Consider the following 22,213-nt stretch of genomic DNA (forward strand, 5'->3'; position numbering starts at 1 on the left):
CCTCCAGCCGCGCCGGGAGCCGTCCCAGGCTGAACGCTACGGTGCCGGGACGCGGGGCCAGCCGTGGCCGGGCCGGGGCACGTCGTCCGGCGCGCTCGCGTGCACCGGCAGCCGGAAGTAGACGCCGATGTCGGCCGGGCCGGCGTCCCGAGTGCGGTAGCTGACCAACTCGTGCACGCCGCTCGTGGTGTCCGTCGGCGCGGGCGCGATGGCGTCCGCGATCCGGCGGTAGACGTCGGCCGGCGCGCCCTCGCGCTCCATCAGCGTGGTGATCCGGGCGGCGGCCTCGGCGTCGCTGCGCACCGCCCCCGGCAGCCGGAAGTAGACGTTGGCCTCGTCGGCACCGTCCCGGCCGCTCCGGAACGCCAGCCCGGTCATCGGCTCGTTGTCCAGTCTCCCGGCGAGCCCGGCACCGGCCGCGCCACCGGGATCGGCGCCCGCTACGACGGCGGGATCGGCGCCCGCCGCGGCGGCGGGATCGGCGCCCGCCGCCGCGGTGGGATCGGCGCCCGCTACGACGGCGGGATCGGTGCCGTACAGGACCGCGGCCGCGTGCTGGGTGCGCTCCGGGTCGTAGCTGCGGGCGAACGCGCCGAGCCGGTGGATGCCGTCGAGTCCGGCGCCGCGATGCCGGAAGTAGATCTTCGCGCGTGCGTGCGCACCGGCGGACAGATCGAGCGCGACGTAGTCGAGGCCGGTGCCGGTCGCGGCGAGCGCGTCCCGGTCCGCCGCGATCGGGGCCCACGCGGCGGCGAGCCCGAGACGCTCCATCGCGCGGGTCACGGTATCCCATTCGCGGCCGGCGCCGTTGACGTACGGATTGAGGTAGACCTTGAAGTGCGGCGGCGTGTCCGGACCGCAGGCCAGCGACAGCCACACACCCGAGCGGTACGCCGGCGGGTCGTCCACGGTGAACAGGTCCTCGACCACCTCGTAGGCGCGGATCGACACGCCGTCCCGGCCGGCCAGCGCGCGGACCATGGCCCGGCCCGCGTCCTGCACCGCGCGCGCGGCCGGGTCCGCACCGACCGGCTCGAACAGGATGCGCACCTCCGCGACGCCCTTGCGCCAGCTGACCGACAGCTCGGCCGGGAAGCCGTCCCCCGACACGAACGACGGATATCGCGGCACTGTCTCTATCGGACGGTGCGCCCACGGGTGCAGCATGTCGGCCAGGTGCGCGCGGGTGTCCTCGCGCTCTCCGCCCGCCCACGCGGCGGTGCGGATCCGGTCCCAGATCGAGGTGAGCAGGGCGGCGTGCGTGGTGTCCGATGAAGCGCTGAACAGCTGCTGGTGCCGCACGGCGACCGTACGGCCGGACTTATCAGGCATAGCGGCACATTCTGCCGGAGTGGATCGACCGCGGTCACCCTCCGCGTGAGACTTTGCACAATCAGTACCTGATCGTGCGCTCAGTGGTTACGCAAGTCCACCCTGGACGATACTCTCCGAACACGGCCGCTCGGAACGGATTCGTCAGGGAGTGAAAGTGACTGATCACTCAGTCTGTGTCATCGGCGCCGGGCTCTCCGGACTCGCGGTCACCCGGGCGCTGCACCGGGCGGGCGTGCCGTTCGTCTGCGTCGAGAGGGAGGACGAGGTCGGCGGCATGTGGGGCCTGGCGGGCAGCGGCCGGCGCGGTCCCGGCTACGCCAGCCTGCACCTGAACACGTCGAAGCGGCTGACCGGCTACTCGGACACCCCCATGCCGGACGACTACCCGACCCATCCGAGCCACGCACGGTTCACGCAGTACCTGCGCGACTACGCGAAGGAGCACGGCCTGCTCGACCACGTCGAGACCGGCACCGGCGTGGACTCCGCGCACCGGGACGCGGACGGCCGGTGGACCGTCGTCACCGGCGACGGCCGGGCCCGCCGCTTCAGCCACGTGGTCGTCGCGTCCGGCCTGCACCAGGACCCGCGCGTGCCGGCCGGTCACGACGGCTTCACCGGCGAGGTGCTGCACTCGATCGACTACCACGACAGCGCCCGGTTCGCCGGCAAGCGCGTGCTGGTGGTCGGCTTCGGCTCGTCCGCGGTCGACGTGGCCGGCGACCTGAGCCGGGTCGCCGCGGCCACGCTGCTGTCCGTCCGGCGCGGCATGCACGTGACCCCGAAGCGGCTCTACGGCGTGCCGATCGACGAGATAGCGGACCAGCCGTGGTACGCCGAACTCGGCCTGGCCGGCGCCCGCGCCTTCATCCAGCGCACACTGTGGACGATGCACGGCAACCTGACCGACTACGGCCTGCCGGAGCCGGACCACGAGCTGTTCTCCGCCGGGCTGACCATCTCGGACACCATCCTGAGCCAGATCAGCCACGGCCTGGTCACGCCGAGACCGGGCATCGCCGGCTTCGAAGGCCGGCGGGTGACGTTCACCGACGGCGGCACGGACGAGGTCGACGCGGTCATCTGGTGCACCGGTTACGCGCCCCGGTTCCCGTTCCTGAAGGCGCACAGCGCCCGGGACCAGGCCGGGCGCATGCGCCTCTACCAGCGGATCGTCTCGGTGAACCAGCCCGGCCTGATGTTCGCCGGCATGGTCCGCCCGGTCGGCGCGATCACCCGCATCGTCGAGCTCCAGTCCCGCTGGATCACCGGCGTGATCACCGGTGAGGTGCGGCTACCGTCACCGACCACCATGCGCCGTGAGATCGCCACCTACCTCACCGGCATCGCCGCACAGTACGGCGCGGACCCGTACAGCACGGTCCACGTCGACTTCGCGGCGTACGCGAGGTCGCTGCGAGTCACGTGAACAGCGCGTCCGTGAACCCGTTGCGGAACACGCCGTGCGGGTCGAGCGCGTGCAGCTCGTCCGCCGCGCGCTGCCAGGACGGGCCGAACGACGCCGGGATGGTCTGGTCCAGCAGCGTCTGGTTCGTCCACGGGGCGGCCGGGGTGTAGGCCCAGCCCTTGGACCACTCCACCCGGGTGAGTGCGCGGTCGCCGCTGAACGTCGCGTAGCAGAACGCCTCGAGGTCGGCGAGGAACGCGTTCGCGTGCGCGGTGCCGGGCAGCGTGAGCACGTCGAGCCAGACCGCGGTGTCGAACTCCGGTGCGTCCGGCGCCGGGGTCACGGCGGAGAGCAGCGGCGGCTCCGCGCCCGGCACCTCCGCGTCGGCCGGGTCGTCGAGGCCGGTCACCCGGATCTCGACCGCGCCGTTGACCGGGAAGCGGCCCTGCGCGGCGTAGGCGTGCAGCAGCCGCTCGTACTCGGTGGCGAACTCGTGCAGGACCCACTGCACGTCCGCGCGGCGGGTCAGCACGGCGTACCCGTTCGGGTGCACGCGCAGCGTGGTCGGCTTGATGTAGAGCAGCAGGTTCTTCGACGGCCCCCACAGGTCCAGCGCGAGCGACGCGGTCAGCCCGGCCGTGGACGTGGTGTACTGCAACTGCCCGAGCACCGGCGCCAGGTAGTACTGGCCGCTGATGATGGCGCCGGCGACCTCGGCCACCGGCCGCGGGAAGTTGTCCGAGAACGGGTAGTTGTACGGCGTGAGCGCGGGCCGGCTGGTCGCCGGCTTCTCCGGCGCGACGCTCCACACCTTCAGCCACGGGTGCGTGGTGAACGCGAACCAGATCACCTCCATCCGCCCGGCCTCGTCCAGGAACGACTCCACCGTGTCCCCGGTGCTGCCGGGTGCGGCGAAGAGTGCCGTGGCCGGGATGTCGACGCGGCTCACGCAGCGCAGGTTCGTGTTCACGCCGACCCGCATCGTGACCTCGGCCAGGCAGATCACGCCCAGGTCGGTGAGCAGCGCGGCCGCGTCCGGGCTCGACCGGCCGACGGTGCGCAGCACATAGGACGTTCCGTCCCAGACGACCGCGGTGACCGAGGTGACCAGGTTGCTGAGCGAGCCGTAGGTGGTGCCGGGCGCGCGCGTCTCCCCGGTCGCGGGGACCGCGGTGCCGTGCCCGCCGATCGCGAGCACGCCGCCGACGGACAGGTCGCCCGGGGCCGGGCAGTGCGCGAGGCCGCGGCCGTTCTGCTCCAGGAACGTCAGCAGCGACTCCATCGACGCGCCGGACTGCACCCGCACCTCGTCCGGCGCGGCCATCGACATGCCCGTCAGGTGCGCGGTCGTGTCCAGCAGCACCACGTCGGCGTCGTCGCCGGGTGCGAGCGTGAGCGGCGACCAGCCGTGCCGGAAGCCGTGCGGCCGCAGCCGCCAGCCCTGGCCGTGCGCCCAGTTCGCGAGCGTGACCAGATCATCGGGGGTACGCGGCGACGCGGTCCACACGTCGTCCGCGACGGTCTCGCCGGACCAGTTCAGATAGGTGCGGCGTTCGTGCGGTATCCCGGCCGGGAAGCCGGGTGGCTCAGGACCGGGGTCACCCAGCCGGCCCAGTGGGGTCCACAGCAGACCGGCGGCGGCCGACCCGGACAGCAACGTGCGTCTCGACATGCCCATGACGCAGCACGATAAATCGATGCCATCGATGCTGCTCGCTGCGTGGGCGTTTCGTCGCGATGGTCCCCCGGGCACCCTTTGCGCTCCCGGCGGACCGGATCACCCCGACCACCCGCGCGGCGGACCGGCGCGGCGCGGCCATACCCCCGACGGACCGGCGCGGCCACCCGCGCGGCGGGTCGGATCGGCCACCCGCGGCAGCCGATCGGATCGGCCACCCGCGGCAGCCGATCGGATCGGCCACCCGCGGCAGCGGACCGGATCGGCTACGCGGCCGGGGCACCCGAGGGCGGGGCACCGCCCGGCATCCCCGACGGAGGCGCGCCACCCGGCCCGCCCGGCATCCCCGAGGGCGGGGCGCCACCGGGTGCGCCACCGCCGGGTGCGCCGCCCTCCGGCGCCGCTCCCCCGGTCGGCTCCGTCCGGGTGTCCACCCGGACCGTCAGCGCCACCGTGTATCCGCCGGTAACATCGCCGGTCACGGTCGCGAGCTGGGAAGCGCCGCCGTCGTCGCCGAAGACGTTGTCCGATTCGAGCGTGAGCTGCGCCAGGTTCGACACCGAGGTCTCGTACCCGGTCTGCGCGAACACCGTGTCGCACATGTCCTTGGGCAGCGCGACCTGCGAGGTGGAGATCGCGTTCGTCGAGTCCGTGATCGACGCCTGGTCCGGATAGACCTCGAAGTGGATGTGCGGCCACCGCCCGGTGTAGCAGGCCGGCACGATGCTCGTGAACGTCACCTTCCCGGACGCGTCCGCGATCTGCACGCCGCGCAGGTAGTTCTCGCCGGTCAGGTTCTCCGAGTAGAGCGAGTAGCCGCCGCCCCGGTCGCAGTGCCACACGTACACCGCGGTGTTCGCGAACGGCGCGTCGCCGTTGGCCATGTCCAGGATCGTCAGTTCGAGCGTCATCGGCACGCCCTCGGCCGTCGCGCCGCCGGTGCCGCCGAAGCTGGTCCGGATGTCGGAGCGGACCACGCCGCTCTGCTCCAGCACGTCCGGCCCGTTCGAGCCGTCGCCGGGATACGGCCCGGCCGTCTCGTCCGGGATCTCCCCGGTGCTGGTCCCGGTCCCGCCGGTGGTGGCGGTCGCGCTCGGCGTGTCCGCGCCGTTGCCGCAGGCCGCGAGCCCGAGCCCGACCGCGCCCAGCCCGAGCGCCCGCAGCACCCGCCGCCGGCCGAGCAGCGTCTCCAGGTCGAACCCGAGCCCCTGGTCGACGACCTCCTCGTCCTGCTTGGGGAGTGTCCGGCCCTCGTAGGTGCGCCTCATCATCGTCCTCCGCTCGCCGCTGTGATGAGGACCAGCCTGCTGGCCGCCGCCATGCGCGACCTGAGCGGAAGCTGTGTCCCGCCTGTGGATCCGACGGTCCCCCTCACGGTAGTCCGTCCCGCCTCGCGAGTCCGGCATCCCCGGCATTCCGCACGTCCGAGCGTTGGAACGACGTGACTGACGCCTGGATCACCATCGCTGACGCCGGAAGCTCAGCACGTCCTCCGCGCCGCCTCCACCACGATGCCGGCGGCTCGTTCCGCGCCGTCCCCCTCCGCCGCGAGTCGCGCGGCCAGCCCGGCCGCCGCGTCCCGGGCCGCCGGGTCGAGCAGCCGGTCGATGCCGTCGCGGAGGCGGCGTTCGTCGAGATCGGCGAAGCGCACCCAGTCGCCGGCGCCGAGCGCGCGCAGCCGCGAGCCCCAGAACGGCTGGTCGCCGAGGACCGCGCAGACCAGGCTCGGCAACCCGGCGCGGAGCGCGGCCCCGGTCGTACCCGCGCCGCCGTGGTGCACGGCCGCGCGGCAGCGTGGCAGGACCGTGTCGTGGTCGAGCGCGCCGGTCACGAACAGGTTCCGGCTCGGCGGCACGTCCCAGGACGCGCCGGCCAGCACCCGGACCGGCAGATCGCGGATCATGCCGAGCAGCCGGCCCGGATCGGTGGCCGGCATGCTGCCGAATCCGATGTAGACCGGAGGGTCGCCGTCGTCCAGCCACCGGTCCAGCTCCGGGCCGGTGCCGTGCTCGCCGATCCGTTCCCGGGTCGCCGCGTCCAGGCCCAGGAAACCCACCACCGGCCGGTACGTGTCCCAGCCCTCGATCGGCGGCACGAGCACGCGGCTGTACGCCTGGATCTCGGTCGTACCGGCGCGGGCCAGCCGGTGCCCGGTCGGATCCCGGACCGGCCGCAGGCCGAGCCGGGCGCGCAGGCCGTTGACGCTGCCTGCGATGGCCCGCCAGTGCACGCGGGCGGCCAGCTCGTGCGTGAGCGCGGTCAGCGCCGCAGGCAGCCGGCGGACCGTCACGAAGTAGGGCGCGATCACCCGGTTCGGCCGGGACGGCGCGTAGTGCAGGCAGACCAGCGGGATCCCGGCGTGCTCGGCGAGCACGGCCGCGTCGTCCTCGACGAGCCGGCTGGCCACGATCACGTCGGCGCCCCGGGCCGCGCCGATCAGCGCGTCCTGCACATCGCCGATGACGGTGGCGCGCTTGCGGGCCAGCGCGGTCAGGTATCGCCGGGAGTCACCCGCGGCCAGCAGCCGCTGCCCCTCGGCCGAGTGCAGGAACTCGCGCGCGTCCACGCCGGCCGAGACCGCTTCCAGCCCCGCGCCTGCCGCGAAACCCACCAGATCCGACGGTACGGCGAGCAGCACCTCGTGCCCGCGCCGGCGCAGCTCCACGCCGAGCGCCACCATCGGCTGCACGTCGCCCCGGCTCCCCACGCACAGCATGGCGATTCGCATGATCCTTTGTCCCGCGTTCCCCGCCGCACCGCAAGCACCCCGCCACGCGCGCCGCCGCCGCACCCACCCACCCACGCGCTCACCGCTGTCGCGCACCGTGGTGCCGCGCACTCGTGATCGAGGCGTCCCCACGTCGTCAGAGCGACATCGGGGACGCCTGGGTCACGACGAGGGGGTGCGCTACAGGCTGGGAAGGACGTGCAGGCTGGGGGCGCCGCCGGCAGGTGGCACGGTGACGGCGTAGAGCCAGGACTCGGCCGGACGCCAGGCCAGGCCGCGGGCGGCGAGCACGACGTCGTTGCCGAGGTCGATGCGGCGCTCCGGCTGGACGCCGCCGATCTCGTAGACGTAGATGTCGTCGCTGGTCGAGCGCACCCCGGTGGCGAGGTAGGCGTCGTCCGGCGACGGCGCGACCGCGACCGGGTGGTAGCCGGTGTGGTACGAGCCGCGGCCGGACAGGTCGGCCGTGGCGTAGGCCGGCACGGCGTTGCGCGAACCGGCGCCGGTGAACAGCGTCTCCCCGTACCCGTCGAGCGCGATGTCGTTGAGGTTGCTGCCGGGCGCGGTGCCGGACGTGCGCCGGGACAGTTCCCGGGTCGAGGCGTCGATGTCGTAGACGTAGACCGTGGACAGGCTCAGCTGCGGCTGCCCGGCGACGAGCGGCCCGGCCACGTCGTCGCGCGCGGTGATCATCGGGGCGCGCTGGAAGCGGACGTTGTCCGGTTGCTTGCCGGTCTCGGCCGCCGGAACGGACGCGCCGAGGTCGATCCGCCCGATGCCGCCGTTGAACGTGCCGGAGTCGCACCCGTAACCGAACCAGAGCACGTTCTCGGTCCTCGCGAGGTGCGTCGGGCAGGTCTGCGCACCGGTGCTGTAACGCGCGACCTGCTGGAAGTTGTGCACGTCGATGACCGTGATCGCGTCGCCGGCCGCCTGCGCGATGTAGAGCACCTCGGTGTCCGCGTCCTGCGCGAGCCCGGTCGCGCCGTACTGCCCGGTGATCGTGGTGATGTGGACGCCGCTGAGCGACGTGACGACGACGCCGTTGCCGCTCGGGCCGCCGCTCAAGTAGATCTGCCCGTGCTCCTCGTCGACGATCATGTCGCCGAACCCGGGCAGCCCGAGCGGTATGCCGGCCGCCGCGTGCGCGGTGCCGGGCACGGCGAACAGCGAGATCAGCACGGCCACCAGCGCGGCGGGCACAATGGATCTTCTCACCTGCGTTTCCTCCCCCGTTGAGTGATAGCGGGCGGAACCTATCCACGGCCGCCATATTCACGCAGTGCAAACGTCTTTGATGAACGCCAATCGGCGCAACGGACATAACGCACTGCTGGTGCCGATTTTTGACGCTTGCCGACCAGCAATCACCCTGATACCTTCGCCCGGCGGTAGTACGGCAGTTCGATACTCACGGGGGGCCGGGCTCGCTCGGTCCGACATGCGCAAACGGTCACATCATCGACCGGCGCACGTCGCACGACTGATTGTCACCACGACTCAGCACACTCCAGTTTCCCGCAGTTTCTCCGGGCATGCTCGACGCTGCCCCGCGAGGTCCCGCGGGCATTTCGTGCTGCGCGTTTCCGGCGATTCCGCCGAAGGGACCGAGGCGATGAGAAAACACATTCCCCGCAGAGTCGCGATGCTCGCGCTCGTGCTCGCGGGCCTGCTCGTGCTGACCGGTCCCGGCGCGGTGCCGTCCGGTCTGGACGGCTTCTGGCCCCGCTTCGGCGACGACCGCCCGCGCAGCGTGAACGGCGACCGCACCGAGGCGCGCGGCCGGGACGTACCCGCGAACGCCCCTGCTCCCGAGGGGACGCTGCCGGAACAGGAGCGGCTCGCGGGCGCCGGGACGACGATCCCGGCCGCGAAGCGGGTCCGGGAGAACGTCGAGGACCGCACCGCCACCACGAAGTACTTCACGCTCGCGGACGGCCGGGTGCAGGCCGAGGTCGCGGCGCAGCCGGTGCACTACCGCGACGCGCAGGGCCGCTGGCAGGACATCGACCCCACGGTCGGCCGCGGCAACACGGCCGGCTACCCGCTCGCGGCCACGGCGAACACGTTCACCAGCCGCTTCGGCGACCGCACCGACCGGATCGCGCGGTACGAGCTGGACGGCCGGTCCGTCACGCTCGGGCTGCCCGGCACGCCGCGCCCGCTGACGCCGTCCGCGAAGGGCGCCACGGTCACGATCCCGGGCGCGTTCCCCGGCGCCACGCTGCGCTACGACGTGACCGGCGGCGCGCTCAAGGAGCAGATCGTGCTGGACCGGCCGCCGGCCGGCGACGCGTCCTTCACGTTCACGCTCGGCCTGGACGGCGTCCGCGCGGCCGCGAACCCGGACGGCTCGATCGCGTTCCGGGCCGCGGACGGCGACGGACGCCCGCTGTTCTACCTGCCGAAACCGTTCATGTTCGACGACCGCGACGACCCGGCCGGCCCGGACGGCAAGGCGTTCAGCCCCGCGGTCACCCAGACGCTCGCCGGCGACACGCTGACCATCACGGCCGACCGCGCGTGGCTGGCCAGCCCGGACCGGAAGTACCCGGTGGTCATCGACCCGACGATCAAGGTGCAGCCGCAGGTCGGGGCGGCCCAGGACGGGCAGATCAGCCGGTACGCGCCGGCGCAGAACTACGACACGCTCTGGCGGATGACGGTCGGCACCACACCGGTGCTGAGCACCACGCCGTCGACGTTCCGCAGCCTGGTGCAGTTCCCGCTGACCGAGGTGCCGGCCGGCACCCAGCTGGACGCCGCCACGCTGCGCCTCTACTTCGACCAGACCACCAGCGCGGAGTCGGACACGTACGCGCTGCCGATCAACGCGCACCGGGTCACCGCGCCGTGGACCGAGCAGACCGTCACCTGGAACTCGATCAACACGGCGCTCGGCGAGGTCGGCACGAACACGGAGCAGATCGACGACGCGGACGCGGGCAGGGCCGCGGCGTCCGGCTCCTGGCCCACGGTCGCGGCCACGAACGCGGTCGGCGGCGGGTACCGCACGAACAGCGGCGCGGTCACCGGCGACACGATGACCTGGATGCCGCGCGTGACCGAGGCCGGCACCTACGACGTGCAGGTCCACTACGTGCCCGGCGCGGACCGGGCCACGAACGCGCCGTACACGGTGCACCACAAGAACGGCACCACCGCGGTCGCGGTCAACCAGACCACCGGCTCCGGCGGCGGCGCCTGGAAGTCGATCGGCGCGTTCACGTTCGACGCCGGCACCACGCACAAGGTCGTGCTCGGCGACGTGGCGAACAAGACCGTGGTCGCGGACGGCGTCCGGCTGGTCAAGAACGCGTCCGTCACCAAGGGCGTGGACCAGAACCACGCCTGGCACGACTTCAGCGTCCGCTCGATCGTGCAGGACTGGATCGCCGGCCGGACCACGAACAACGGCTTCATGGTCAAGGCCGCGGACGAGGGCCCGGCCCGCGGCGGCCCGCGCTACGAGGGCGCGGAGAACGCGTACGGCGGCGAGGTCGACACGTTCCCGACACTGGTGCTGACCTGGGGCAAGCCCGGCGTGACGCTGCAGCCGCCGACCACGATCCGGGCCACCGGCGCGGACCTGGCCTGGAGCGCCTACACCGGTGACGACCTGCTCGAGTACCAGGTGCACCGGAGCACGGCGCAGAGCTTCATCCCGTCCGAGCGCACGCTGGTCTCGCCGGTCCAGGCCGGTCGCCGTAGTTACAGCGACACCGGCGGCACGCCCACGCCCGCGAACCACCCGACCGAGTTCGGGGCGCCGTTCTACTACATGATCGTCGTCAAGACGAAGAGCGGCGAGCTGATCCCGTCCCCGGCCGAGCAGGTGCAGCTGCCCAAGGCCGGGCACGTGGTCCGGATCCTCCAGAGTGGCACCACCGACACCACGCTGACCAGCGCACAGCCGGGCACCGGGCACAACGTGCTGGACGGCGGCGGCCTGATCCAGGTCGGCAACAAGGGCTCGGTCTACGGCACCAGCCGCGCCGTGGTCAAGTTCCCGAGCATGTCCGGGCTGCCCGCCGGCACCAAGGTGGTCAGCGCGAAGGCCGGCCTGTGGGGCGTCTACACCGAGGGCGGCGGCAACGGCACGTTCCGCATGCACGGCCTGACCACCGACTTCGACCAGGCCACCGCGTCCTGGAACCGGGCGAGCACGGCCACCGCGTGGGGCACGCCGGGCGGTGACTTCACGGCCGCGGCCGCGTCCAGCGTGACGAACATCGGCGCGGACCCGCGCTGGCAGTACTGGGATGCGACCGGGCTCGTGCAGGGCTGGGTGAACACGCCGAGCAGCAACAAGGGCCTGCTGTTCAAGATCGCCGACGAGGGTACGGCCGCGTCCGTACCCGAGCAGCGCGTGCTCTTCAACTCCGGCGAGGTGCCGGAGCCGAAGATGCGGCCGCGCCTCGAGGTGGTCTACACCGCGCCGGAGCTGACCTACTACGCGCCGACCGTGCCGTCCCGGATGATCCCGGGCGACGAGTACACCTCGCCGGTCACGCTCAGCAACGCGTCCTCCACCACGTGGCCCGCCGCGGACTGGGGGCTGTCCTACCGCTGGGAACTGCCGGACGGCACCGACGTCACCACCGCGGACAACCGGCGCGACACCCCGCTCGCGGCCGACCTCGCGCCCGGCGCCGTGACCACGGTAAACGCGAAGATCATGACGCCGGTCCGGACCGACCAGGGCAACACCCGCCAGGCGTTCGTGCTCAAGTGGGACCTGCGGAACCGGACCACCGGGCAGTGGGCGTCCCAGGTCTACCAGGTCCCGCCGCTCGCGCAGCGGATCACGGTCGAGGACCCGACGTCCGACCAGCTCGGCCTGGAGAAGTTCTACCAGTACACCGGCGAGAACGCCGGCGCGGGCTCCACCGTCATGGTCAACCAGTTCTCCGGCAACGCGGTGTTCAGCTACAACGCGTTCAGCAACCCGAGCCGGGGCCTGTCCACGTTCCTGCGGCTGTCCTACAACAGCAGGGACAGTTCCAACTCCTACATCGGGCACGGATGGTCGCTGTCCACCACCAGCGTCACCCGGCTCGGCTCGCCGCTGCAGTTCATCGGCGCGGACCCGCGCTGGCCGGAGAAGGTCACGCTCACCGACGGCGACGGCACCTCGCACTGGTTCGACCTGAACCGGCACGGCACCGACGACCAGACCGAGTGGGACTACGACTCCCCCGCCGGCGTACACCTCTACCTGCAGCGCAACAGCGACACCGATGCCGCGCGCACCTGGGTGATGACCCGGCCGGACCGCAGCCGCTTCTACTTCGACACCGACGGCTACCAGACCTCGGTCGTCGACAAGAACGGCAACGACCTGCGCTTCACCTACGAGCGCACGTCGATCGGCGGACGCAACACCGGCGTGCTGAAGTACGTCACGGACGCCACCGGCCGGCGCACGCTCACCCTCGAGTACTTCGCGCCCGGCGAGAACTTCCCGTTCTACAACGGGTCCACCGATCCGACGAAGCGCAGCGGCACGAACCTGACGAACGCGCAGATCCTCACGCAGCTGCGGTCGATCACGGACATCAGCGGGCGGCGGATCACGTTCACGTACAGCGACACCGGACAGCTCCGGCAGGTGATCGACGGCGAGGGCACCGCGGACGAGAAACCGTTCGGCTTCTACTACGACACGCTCGGCAACCTCGCCCGGGTCGACGACCCGCGCGGCCACGGCACCAAGCTCGCCTACCACGACGGCAGCGCGGCCGACCCGCTCAAGTGGCGCGTCCGCACGGTCACCGACCGGGCCGACAAGGCGACCGCGTTCACCTACGCCGACCCGGACGGCAGCACCGCGTCGTTCATCGAGTCGACCGTGACCGACGCGAACGGGCACGCCTCGAAATACCTGCTCGACGGGTACGGCCGGCCCACGCTGCTGACCGACGCCAGGAACCAGACCACGGAACTCACCTGGGACGCGGACAACAACGTGCGGCGCCTGGCCGAGCCGAACGGCGCGGTCACCACCTACGCCTACGACGAGAAGACCGGGCTGCCGCTGGAGATCAAGGACCCGGAGGCGAACAAGAACAACACGGCCCCGCAGACGTTCGGCTACCGCTTCGGCCTCAACGGCCACGTCGCGGAGATGACGTCCAAGAAGTCCCCGGAGGGCCGCGAGCACACGTTCGCCTACGACCAGTACGGCAACCTCACCTCGGTCACCGACCCGAAGGGCACGTCCACACCGCTGGCCGGCGACTACACCTCGGTCTACACGTACGACACGTGGGGCCAGCAGCTCACCTCCACGGACGCGAACGACAACACCACTCGCTACGCGGAGTACGACCCGGTCGGCTACCCCAAGAAGATCACCGACGCGCTCAACCTCGCCGAGACCTACGTCTACGACGCGATCGGCAACGTCGTCTCGGCCACGAACGCGAAGGGCCACACGTCGTCGTACACGTACGACACGTTCGGCCGGCCACGCAGCGCGACCCAGCCTAAGGACGCGGCCAACGACGTCTACATCTTCACGCCGGGACGCACCTACGACCGCAACGACAACGTGGTCCGCGACGAGTCGGCGACCGGCGGGGTCATCGAGATGGGGCACGACCCGGCCGACCGGCTCGTCTACCTGAGCGAACCCCCCGACTCCCCGTCGTCACCGCAGCGGATCACCACCTACGAGCATGACGCGGTCGGCAACCTGATCCGGGAGACCGAGCCGAAGGGCACGCTCACCGCCGACCGGGACGACTACACGACGTTCTACACCTACGACGAACTCAACCGGCTGGTCCTGGCGACCGACCCGAACGGGGGCAGGTTCACGTCGACGTTCGACGCGGTCGGCAACGTGCTCACGGTCGCGGACCCGCGCAAGAACGAGAGCGGCCCGAACGCGTTCAACGAGAAGTACACCTACGACCTCAACACCCGGATCACCTCGGTCACCGACGCGGCCGGGAACGTCGCCCGCACCGAGTACGACCGGGACGGCAACATGGTCGCGATCGTCGACCAGGAGGATCGCCGGACCACCCTGTCCTACGACGAGCGTTCCATGCTGGTCGAGCAGAAGGTGCCGCACAAGGCCGGTGAGACAAACCCGCCCACCACGCGGTACGAGTACGACGAGGTCGGCAACCGCACCCGGGTCATCACGCCACGCGGCGTGGCGACCACTAACGACCCGGACGACTTCGCGACGCGGTGGACCTACGACCCGCTCAACCGGATGAAGGAGCAGTTCGAGCCGTTCGACCGGAACGACTCGCGGTACACCACACCGGACAAGACGATCTACGAGTACGACGAGGTCGGCAACCAGAAGTCGGTGAGCGCACCGCCGGCCGAGGGTGAGACCGACCGGGCCGTCACCCGCTACACGTACTGGGACAACGGCTGGAACCGGACCAGCACCGACCCGTTCGACATCAAGACCGAGTACGACTACGACAACGACGGCAGCCAGACCACGCGCACACTGACCGGCGAGAACAACAAGGTCCGGACCATGTCGTGGACCTACTTCCCGGACGGCAAGCAGAAGACCCAGCGGGACGACGGCCAGGGCGGCAGCGCACCGAAGAAGACCTTCGCGTTCTCCTACGACCCGAACGCGAACCTCACCGAGATGCGCGACGACAGCGCGGACGCCAAGATCGATGTCTACTCGCTGGTCTACGACGAGCTGAACCGCCCGGAGAAGGTCGAGGAGCGGCTCGACGGCACGGTCAAGAACACCACCACGTTCGTCTACAACTCGAACGACACCGTCCGCGAGCGCACCCACGACCGCATCTTCAGCAAGTACGAGTACGACGTCCGGGACCTGGTCTCGAAGGTCACCACCGGCAAGACGTCGTCGGACAGCGGTGCGAAGAGCACCACGTACACGTACACCAAGCGCCAGCAGGTGGAGACGGAGAAGAAGGGCAACGGCAACACCGTCTCGTACGAGTACTACCTGGACAAGAAGCTTCGTTACCAGGTGGAGAAGAAGTCCTCCGGCGCGGTCGTCAACGAGCACACCATCGACTACGACGCGAACGGCCACCGGTCGAAGGACGTGGCGAAGAAGCAGGACGCGGACAACCGGGCGCGGCTGCTGGACACCACCACGACCTACACCTACGACCCGCGGGACCGGATCCGCGAGCAGAAGAAGACCGGGCACGGCGCGGACACCGAGACGTACGTCCACGACGCGAACGGCAACGTCATCGAGCAGACCACGCTCGGGACGAAGACGACGTTCGACTACGACCGCAACCGCCTGCTGTCCTCGTCTGCCGCGGGCGTCTCCAGCACCTTCAAGTACGACGACTTCGGCCGGCAGTCCAGCACCACCACCGCCGGCAAGGAGACCGAGAAGTACGAGTACGACGGATTCGACCGGGTCACCAAGCACACCAGGACGCCCGGCGGAGACACGGAGTACAAGTACGACCCGCTGGACCGCCAGATCAGCCGCAAGCAGGGCGACAAGACGACCGAGCTGTTCTACCTCGGCCTCTCCGAGCAGGTCATCGCGGAGGAGCAGAACGGCAAGCTCAAGAAGTCCTACAACTACGGGCCGGACGGCAACCTGCTGTCCCAGTCCACTTTCAAGGACGACGGCAGCTTCGACGAGTCCTACCAGAGCTACAACCCGCACACCGACGTCGAGCAGCTCACCGACGAGCAGGGCGAGTCCGAGGCCACCTACGGCTACACGGCGTACGGCGACAACGACGACGCCCAGTTCACCGGCGCCGACAAGCCCGACGCGAGTGTGCCGGAGGACCCGAACAAGGAGCCGTACAGCGCGTACCGGTTCAACGGCAAGCGCTTCGACCAGTCCAGCGGCGACTACGACATGGGGTTCCGCGACTACGACCCGGGCCTGAACCGGTTCCTGACGCAGGACCAGTACAACGGCGCGCTGTCCGACATGAACCTGGCCACCGACCCGTTCACCAACAACCGGTACGCGTTCGGTGGCGGCAACCCGGTCAGCCAGGTCGAGATCGACGGCCACTTCTCGCTCAGCGACATCGGCCACGCGGCACTCGATGTGGTCGGCCTGGTCCCGGGCGTCGGCGAGGTCGCGGACCTGGCGAACGCGGCCTGGTACGCGGCCGAGGGCGACTACGCGAACGCGGCGCTGTCCGCCGCGTCCGCGGTCCCGTTCGCCGGCTACGCGGCCAGCGCGGTCAAGGGCGCGAAGTACGTGGCGAAGGGCGTGGACGCGGCCCAGGGCGCGGCCAAGAGCGCAGACACGGCCCGGTCCGGCGCCAAGGCGGCCAACGCGGCGCAGGGTGGTGGCCGGGCCGCACCGGCCGCTCCCAAGGCCGCCTCCGGTGGTGGCGGCCCGACCGCGGGTGCGAAGGCTTCGGGCGGCGGCGGCAGCGCCGCACCGGCGAAGTCCGCCGGCGGCGCCGCACCTGCGAAAGCCTCCGCGAGGTCCTCGGGCGGCGCTGGAGCCGGCTCCAGCGCGAAGGCAGCCGGCGGAGGTGGAGGTGCCGCCAAGTCGTCCGGGGGCACCGCCACCGCCACCAAGAAGGGAAGCAGCGCCGACGAGGGCAAGGACCACGTGGCCTTCGGCAAGTCCGATAAGTCCAAGGTCAACATCAAGAATTTCGCGCAGCAGGTCGGCGCCCGGCACCTCATGGGCGCCCCAACGACCACCTGGCGGGACGAAGCCGATCTGGCGATCAGCAAGCTCGCCAGCGGCGAAGGTCGCATATCGTTCATGCTCGATCACCTGGATGGGGCGAACAGCGGCGCCGGCACGGTCCTCAGTCGCATCAACGCGAAAGCCGGCGACGATCCGAAAAAGAACCTGAGCGCCACGGAGTGGGAGTTGTTCCGCATCGGCGAGGAAGGCGTCCTGGATAAGGTCGAGTTCTACAAGTTCAGCAAGGGGGCGGATGCATGGGTGAAACGCTGACTCAACGCATCGGCGAGCTCGGCTTCACCGACGGACGGGTCTTCCACCTGATCGGGTGGCGACACGGGCACGGCTACGCCCTCCTGCGTGGCATGCCCGGGCCGCACGAGTACGACGAAGATCCTGAGGCCGTCCCCCGGGTCATCGACTTCCTCTTTGCCGGGGCACGCCGGATCTCGTGCTGGAGAGACTTCTCCTACTTCGAGATCCGAAGGCCCACAGCCGAGGAACAGGCGGAATTGTTGAGACGTATCGGCCCTCTTCAGGTGGATGACACCATCTACCTGCTCCAGTCGGACACGGTCGAGACCCACGTCGTAGCCGACCGTGTCTATTGGGCGGAGTTCGACATTGACGCCCGGGCGGAGAGTCCGCTGGTGTCGGAGGACAAGGACTACCGGGCCGCCCATCCACCGGTCGGCGGAGTCGTCCACTACGCCGACTGAACCTGACGGGTGCCGGACCGCTCCGGTCCGGCACCCGCGACGGTCTCGTGGCCCGGCTCGCGCGTGGCCAACTCGCGCTGATCGACATTTCCCGCCGGCCGGACGCATGGAGGTGCCGTGGATCCGATAATCGAGATGACCGAGCTGCTTCGCCGGGCGTTTCCGGGTGGGCTGGGCGACGAGGACTATCCGGTGCTGTTCGCGGCGCTGTACGAAGACATGTCGGATGAGCAGCTGTCGAAGGCGGTCGCTCGGTTCAGCAGGCGGGAGCGGCTCGCGGTCTGGAACGATATCCCGCGCGTGATGTCGGACCGCACGATCAGCCGGGAACGGGTGGCCGCGATGTCTGGCCGCCTTCGGGCGGCGGGATGGGTGCCCGACGAAGGGGACGGCGATGGAGCTGGATGACGCGGGGCGGGCGCGGGCGCTGGATCTGGTTCGGCGGTTGCGGGATCCGCGGCTGCCGGATGAGGAGACCGATCCGCTGCTCACCGAGCTGGAACGGTTGCTGGTCAATCCGCACGTCAGCGACCTGATCTTCTACCACGACCCGGAGCTGACCGACGACGAGGTCGTCACCCACGCGCGACGGTACGAGCCGTTCGCTCTGTAGGAACGTAGGCGTGGGACGGTACTGGGACGTGCGTGGGCACGTCGGCTGTGATGAGGATCAGGTCGCCGAGATGCGGGGGATCGTGGATCGGGTGGCGGCGGAGCGCGTCGGGGTGATGCTGCCGGCGGAGCAGGCGCGGCTCTATACGGGTGGGTGGCGGTTTCCGGAGCGGACGATCAACTGGACGAGTTACGTCTTCTTCGGGGCGACCATGCGGTGGTCCGGCCGGGAGCTGGTCCGTGCGCAGCTCGACGAGATCGCGGCGCTGGACGAGGTGACCGGGCTGTTCCTGATCGACGACGACGAGCTGTCCGAGTCACTGCTCTGGATCGTCGAGGGTGGCGCCGTGACCGAGCGGTCGCGAGAATTCCTTCGTGAGCTGCCCTGAGCCGATGGAAGGACCGGCCGTGGATCCGGAGCGCGTGCTGGTGCGGCTCGATCATCCGTTCGGGGCGGTCAAGGTGACGCTGGCGGAGTGGATGGCGCGCGGGCCGGGCGGGCGGCCGTTGGTCCGGCCGGTCGCGGCGAAGGACCGGGACACCGGGCGTGACCTGCCGCTGAGCGTCATCCCGCTGCGCTACCGCAACGACGGCGAGGCCCGGCTGCGGATCGCGGCCGGGGAGCTGGAGTCGCCGTGGTGACGGTCTGCCCGGAGTGCGGCGCGGAGGAGAGCCGGGACGTCTGGGATCAGGTGGTCGGCGGCCGGCTGGCGTGGGGCGTGTCGGGCCGCTGCCCGGCCGATCCGGAGCACTCCGCGTGGGAGTCCTGCGGCTGGGACGAGACACCGCCGGACATCCGCGGCGAGCTGCTGGAACGCCACGGAGAACACCGCCTGCGGGTGACGCCGCGGCCTGGCTGGTCACGGATGCGGCTGCTGCGGGCACTGCGCGGCGAGGACACGCCGCTCGCCGAGGTCAAGGATCTGGCCAGCCGGGTGCTGGCGGGCGAGATCACCGGTACCGAGGGCGAGATGGACCTGCTCGCCCACCGCATCCGCCCGGCCGGCCTCGACGATGCGGCCGAACGCGTTAGCTAACCGCCGGCCGCGGAAAGCCGGTCCGACATGCTCCGCACGGCCTCGTCGGGCAGGCGGCCGCGATCTCGGTCGAGGAGGCGCTGGATCAACTCGGCCAGGGTCTCGCTGAGCACCCGGGGATCCGGTGCCAGGTCACCCCAGCGCACGGTGACCGCGAAGACCGCCCGTTCGTATGCTGTCAGCAGCCTTGTCTCCTCGTCGCCGGAGGCGGACGAGACGAGGAGCCGCAGCACGCTGTGGGCGACCGACTCGGAGGTGCCGTCCTGGTGCTGGACGAATCGGCTGACGAGGTGCGGCATGCGGGTCAGCAGGGGCTCGAGCGCGTGCCGCAGCGCGTCGTCGCTCAGCGCGTCCGTGAGGGTCATCGACTCCAGCGCCGGGGCGAGCGGGAAGTGGTTCGTGAACATGACCGGTTGCCGGGACGGCGCGTGCCGATGCGACCAGCGAGGATCCACCCGCGGCCAGTCCACCGTTTCCTTCTCGGACTCCGGCGTGAGCACGATGTCCCGGCGCTCGTCCGCCGCCCAATCCCGGGTGACCGTTACCGTCGCGAACGTGTCCAGCCACATGCCGTCCGGCACGGCCGCGCTCCACTGCCGGGCCATGTCGCGCAGCCATGCAGCCGGGTCCGCCGCGTGCCGGAACAGCTCCGACGCGCGGACCGGAGCACCGCAGGCGAGCGTGAGCAGCAGCAGGTTGAACGAGTAGGTCGACATCCAGTAGTCGGCGCGCTTGTCGACCGGCGCGTAGCGGCGTTCCGCGTAACGGGGACGGGTCACCGCGGAACGCAGCTGCTCGATCAGCCACGATCGCAGATCTTCAATATCGTGCCGGGCGACCAGCGCCGTGACGAACGGGATCACATTCGCGCGGGCGACCAACGCCGTGTATCCGAGCAGCGACTGCAGCAGATCGTCGTCGTCCGTAGGGCCGAGTCGCAATGTCCTGGCCCGGGACCGCGCGGCCGCGTCCCGGACCGCGGCCACGACCAGCCGCGCCACCAGGTACTCGCCGAACGTCGCGTGCAGGAACTCGTAGGTCTGCAGTCGTTGATCGTCCTGGACGGCCTGCGCCCGCTGGATGAAGAAAAACCGTCCGACCATCTCCTGGCCGGCGGTCACCGGCCGGTGGAACGCCTCCGCCGCACCGGCGACGATCGGCCCGAGGCCCAGACCGGCGAGGTCCTCGTCGAGTTCCGCAGCGGTCACCCACAGGCGCAGCCGGTGGAACATCGCGAACGCCACCACGGACAGCCGTAGCAGTTCCGCCTCGACAAGGTCGCCCGGCACGTCCCGCGGCGGCATCCGGTGGAGCCGCCCGACCTCGCGCGCTGCGAACTCACGCAGCAACTGCTCGTAGAGATGCCCTGTGTCGAACCCGGCGTCGTCGCGCCGGAGACCCGCACCGGAGGCGGTCGCGTCGTAGAGCGCCAGCATTAGCAACAGCAACGGCTGTCCGGCGAGATCTGGAAACCGGCCGGCCACCTCGGGCGTGAGCGGCACGCGAAGCCGCCCGGCGTTGGCCGCGTTCCAGATCTCCAGCCACCGTTCCACCTGCGCCTCGTCGAACGGTTCCAGCCGCACCGCCAGGCTCCCGGCCGGCACGCGCGCCCGGTCCGCGACCGCCACCCTGCTCGTCACCACCACCGCGACCGGCCGCCCGAGCACCGCCTCACGCTGCTGGAACGCGGCCACCCGCGCCAGATAGTCGGAGCGCTGCACGCCGGTGGCCTGGAGCAGCTCGTCGAGACCGTCGAGCAGTACCACCGGCATCGCGCCGTCCGCGTCGGCCGCCAGCGTGGGCCACGATACGGATTCGCCGATCTCGGACCGTACCGCCGCCTCGATCTGGTCCTGGATCTCCGCGTCCGCGGGGACCTCGCGGAGCGCGACCCGGACGACCAGGAAGTCCGCTGCCGGAAGCCGCGCGGCCAGGATGCGGGTGAGCGACGACTTGCCCGCGCCCGGCTGGCCGAGCAGCAGCAGCGGGGCATCCGCGGCCTGCGGCGAGGTCAGGTGCGTGGCGAGGAACGTGGCCAGGTCGTCGCGCGGCGCCGCGTCCCACCATGACTCGTCCGCCGGTCGCGCGCCCGGGCCGGCGGCACGGACCCGGAACCGCGGGTTGACGTAGGCGGCGGCGAGCGACGGCAGGACCAGGTCGCTGGCGTCGCCGCCGAGGATCGGGCGCGCGAGCCCCGCACGGTACGCGGCGGCGAGCTGGGCCCGCTGCCGGCGCGGATCGCGGTGCGAGGTGGCCCGCAGCAGCGCCGCCTCGAGCGCCTCCAGCCCGCGCGCCGCGGCCCGGAACTCGAGGCCGCGCAACCACAGATCGAACTCGGGTACGCCGGCCGCGAGGCGGCGCAGGCTCTCCTCGTACCGCCGGATGGTTGCGCCCGGTAGTTGATCTTCAAGGAGGCGCAGAACCGTGCGGCGCGTGCGGTCGTCGGCGGCGTCCCAGACCGCGAGGCCCGAAAGGTGTGCCGCCAGCCGTGCCGCCAGGCCTGCGCTCCAAGCCTCGAGGTCGCGCAGCAGCCGCTCCTGGCCGCGGTCCGCGCTCGGCGCCGGGATCTCCGCCGCCAGCAGCCGCGCCGGCCAGTCACCGTCACCCGGCGTGCGCAGCGCCAGCGTGACCTGCTCGTCGCGCCCGAACTCCGCCCGCTCCGCACCGCCCTCGGCCAGGCAGTCGTCGAGCGCCGCGAATGCGGCCGACACCACGAGCACGCTGTGCGCCGCCTGCAACCGCTCATTGCGGTCGTATCGCCCGAGCCCGCCGAGCACCTCGCCGATCTTCCCGGACACCAGGTGCCCGAGCCGGACCACCTCGTTCTTCGCGTCGAAAAGGCTGAGCGCCACGTCGCTGCCGCCGAACGTGACCAGGCTGAGCGCGCCACCGGCCACGTTGTCCGCGATCGTCACCAGCGGCCCGGCCCCACCCAAGATCTTGACGGCGTCCGCATAGGTCAGTCCCCGTGGCATCCCACCACTATGCGGCATCCATTCCAGACCATGATCTGCCCGCTTCCGGCGAGGCTCAGCGTTCACTCC

At 71.0% G+C, this 22,213-nt stretch carries 14 protein-coding genes; 8 read left to right on the top strand and 6 right to left on the bottom strand.

Annotated elements, in window-relative coordinates; translation table 11 throughout:
* Nucleotides 1–36: 36 nt before the first annotated feature.
* On the bottom strand, nucleotides 37–1,332 hold the full coding sequence (locus J2S43_RS15990; protein WP_306829930.1) for a tryptophan dimethylallyltransferase family protein: 1,296 nt from the start codon (nucleotides 1,330–1,332) through the stop codon (nucleotides 37–39).
* Between the two features lie 157 nt (nucleotides 1,333–1,489).
* Here J2S43_RS15990 and J2S43_RS15995 point away from each other — a divergent pair, with 157 nt between their 5' ends.
* Nucleotides 1,490–2,764: a flavin-containing monooxygenase gene (locus J2S43_RS15995; RefSeq protein WP_306829932.1), complete on the top strand. Its 1,275-nt coding sequence runs from the start codon at nucleotides 1,490–1,492 to the stop codon at nucleotides 2,762–2,764.
* On the opposite strand, the gene J2S43_RS16000 is transcribed toward J2S43_RS15995, so the two are convergent.
* From J2S43_RS16000 to J2S43_RS16015, 4 genes are all read right to left on the bottom strand, one after another.
* On the bottom strand, nucleotides 2,757–4,421 hold the full coding sequence (locus J2S43_RS16000) for a cholesterol oxidase substrate-binding domain-containing protein (RefSeq protein WP_306829934.1): 1,665 nt from the start codon (nucleotides 4,419–4,421) through the stop codon (nucleotides 2,757–2,759). The genes J2S43_RS15995 and J2S43_RS16000 overlap by 8 nt on opposite strands.
* A 266-nt stretch (nucleotides 4,422–4,687) precedes the next feature.
* A complete protein-coding gene (locus J2S43_RS16005; RefSeq protein WP_306829935.1) occupies nucleotides 4,688–5,689 on the bottom strand; it encodes a dioxygenase family protein in 1,002 nt (333 codons plus the stop codon).
* A 212-nt stretch (nucleotides 5,690–5,901) separates the two neighbouring features.
* Entirely contained in the window at nucleotides 5,902–7,149 is a 1,248-nt protein-coding gene (locus tag J2S43_RS16010; protein ID WP_306829937.1) for a glycosyltransferase, read from the bottom strand.
* 180 nt (nucleotides 7,150–7,329) lie between these two features.
* The gene (locus tag J2S43_RS16015) at nucleotides 7,330–8,367 is read right to left on the bottom strand and encodes a YncE family protein (protein ID WP_306829939.1); all 1,038 of its coding nucleotides are present in this window, start codon (nucleotides 8,365–8,367) and stop codon (nucleotides 7,330–7,332) included.
* A 397-nt stretch (nucleotides 8,368–8,764) separates the two neighbouring features.
* Here J2S43_RS16015 and J2S43_RS16020 point away from each other — a divergent pair, with 397 nt between their 5' ends.
* From J2S43_RS16020 to J2S43_RS16050, 7 genes are all read left to right on the top strand, one after another.
* Complete coding sequence (locus J2S43_RS16020; RefSeq protein ID WP_306829941.1) at nucleotides 8,765–17,074, top strand: DNRLRE domain-containing protein; 8,310 nt, start codon at nucleotides 8,765–8,767, stop codon at nucleotides 17,072–17,074.
* Nucleotides 17,059–17,520, top strand: coding sequence for a hypothetical protein (locus J2S43_RS16025; RefSeq protein WP_306829943.1), 462 nt, complete (start codon nucleotides 17,059–17,061; stop codon nucleotides 17,518–17,520). The genes J2S43_RS16020 and J2S43_RS16025 overlap by 16 nt, the downstream gene beginning before the upstream one ends.
* Before the next feature lie 135 nt (nucleotides 17,521–17,655).
* Complete coding sequence (locus tag J2S43_RS16030; protein ID WP_306829944.1) at nucleotides 17,656–17,928, top strand: hypothetical protein; 273 nt, start codon at nucleotides 17,656–17,658, stop codon at nucleotides 17,926–17,928.
* On the top strand, nucleotides 17,915–18,133 hold the full coding sequence (locus J2S43_RS16035; RefSeq protein ID WP_306829946.1) for an e9imm peptide: 219 nt from the start codon (nucleotides 17,915–17,917) through the stop codon (nucleotides 18,131–18,133). The genes J2S43_RS16030 and J2S43_RS16035 overlap by 14 nt, the downstream gene beginning before the upstream one ends.
* A gap of 10 nt (nucleotides 18,134–18,143) precedes the next feature.
* Nucleotides 18,144–18,521: a hypothetical protein gene (locus tag J2S43_RS16040; protein WP_306829948.1), complete on the top strand. Its 378-nt coding sequence runs from the start codon at nucleotides 18,144–18,146 to the stop codon at nucleotides 18,519–18,521.
* Between the two features lie 19 nt (nucleotides 18,522–18,540).
* Nucleotides 18,541–18,774: a hypothetical protein gene (locus J2S43_RS16045; protein ID WP_306829949.1), complete on the top strand. Its 234-nt coding sequence runs from the start codon at nucleotides 18,541–18,543 to the stop codon at nucleotides 18,772–18,774.
* The gene (locus J2S43_RS16050; protein WP_306829951.1) at nucleotides 18,768–19,169 is read left to right on the top strand and encodes a hypothetical protein; all 402 of its coding nucleotides are present in this window, start codon (nucleotides 18,768–18,770) and stop codon (nucleotides 19,167–19,169) included. The genes J2S43_RS16045 and J2S43_RS16050 overlap by 7 nt, the downstream gene beginning before the upstream one ends.
* Here J2S43_RS16050 and J2S43_RS16055 read toward each other — a convergent pair.
* Nucleotides 19,166–22,144: an NACHT domain-containing protein gene (locus J2S43_RS16055; protein WP_306829952.1), complete on the bottom strand. Its 2,979-nt coding sequence runs from the start codon at nucleotides 22,142–22,144 to the stop codon at nucleotides 19,166–19,168. The genes J2S43_RS16050 and J2S43_RS16055 overlap by 4 nt on opposite strands.
* Nucleotides 22,145–22,213 lie beyond the last annotated feature (69 nt).

It is taken from the genome of Catenuloplanes nepalensis, assembly GCF_030811575.1.
Lineage (GTDB): Bacteria > Actinomycetota > Actinomycetes > Mycobacteriales > Micromonosporaceae > Catenuloplanes > Catenuloplanes nepalensis.

Excerpts from the sequence above, each read along its gene's own strand:
- J2S43_RS15990 (WP_306829930.1), bottom strand. The coding sequence starts at position 1,332 with ATGCCTGATAAGTCCGGCCGTACGGTCGCCGTGCGGCACCAGCAGCTG.
- J2S43_RS16000 (WP_306829934.1), bottom strand. The coding sequence starts at position 4,421 with ATGGGCATGTCGAGACGCACGTTGCTGTCCGGGTCGGCCGCCGCCGGT.
- J2S43_RS16005 (WP_306829935.1), bottom strand. The coding sequence starts at position 5,689 with ATGAGGCGCACCTACGAGGGCCGGACACTCCCCAAGCAGGACGAGGAG.
- J2S43_RS16010 (WP_306829937.1), bottom strand. The coding sequence starts at position 7,149 with ATGCGAATCGCCATGCTGTGCGTGGGGAGCCGGGGCGACGTGCAGCCG.
- J2S43_RS16020 (WP_306829941.1), top strand. The coding sequence starts at position 8,765 with ATGAGAAAACACATTCCCCGCAGAGTCGCGATGCTCGCGCTCGTGCTC.
- J2S43_RS16025 (WP_306829943.1), top strand. The coding sequence starts at position 17,059 with ATGGGTGAAACGCTGACTCAACGCATCGGCGAGCTCGGCTTCACCGAC.
- J2S43_RS16030 (WP_306829944.1), top strand. The coding sequence starts at position 17,656 with ATGACCGAGCTGCTTCGCCGGGCGTTTCCGGGTGGGCTGGGCGACGAG.
- J2S43_RS16035 (WP_306829946.1), top strand. The coding sequence starts at position 17,915 with ATGGAGCTGGATGACGCGGGGCGGGCGCGGGCGCTGGATCTGGTTCGG.
- J2S43_RS16055 (WP_306829952.1), bottom strand. The coding sequence starts at position 22,144 with ATGCCACGGGGACTGACCTATGCGGACGCCGTCAAGATCTTGGGTGGG.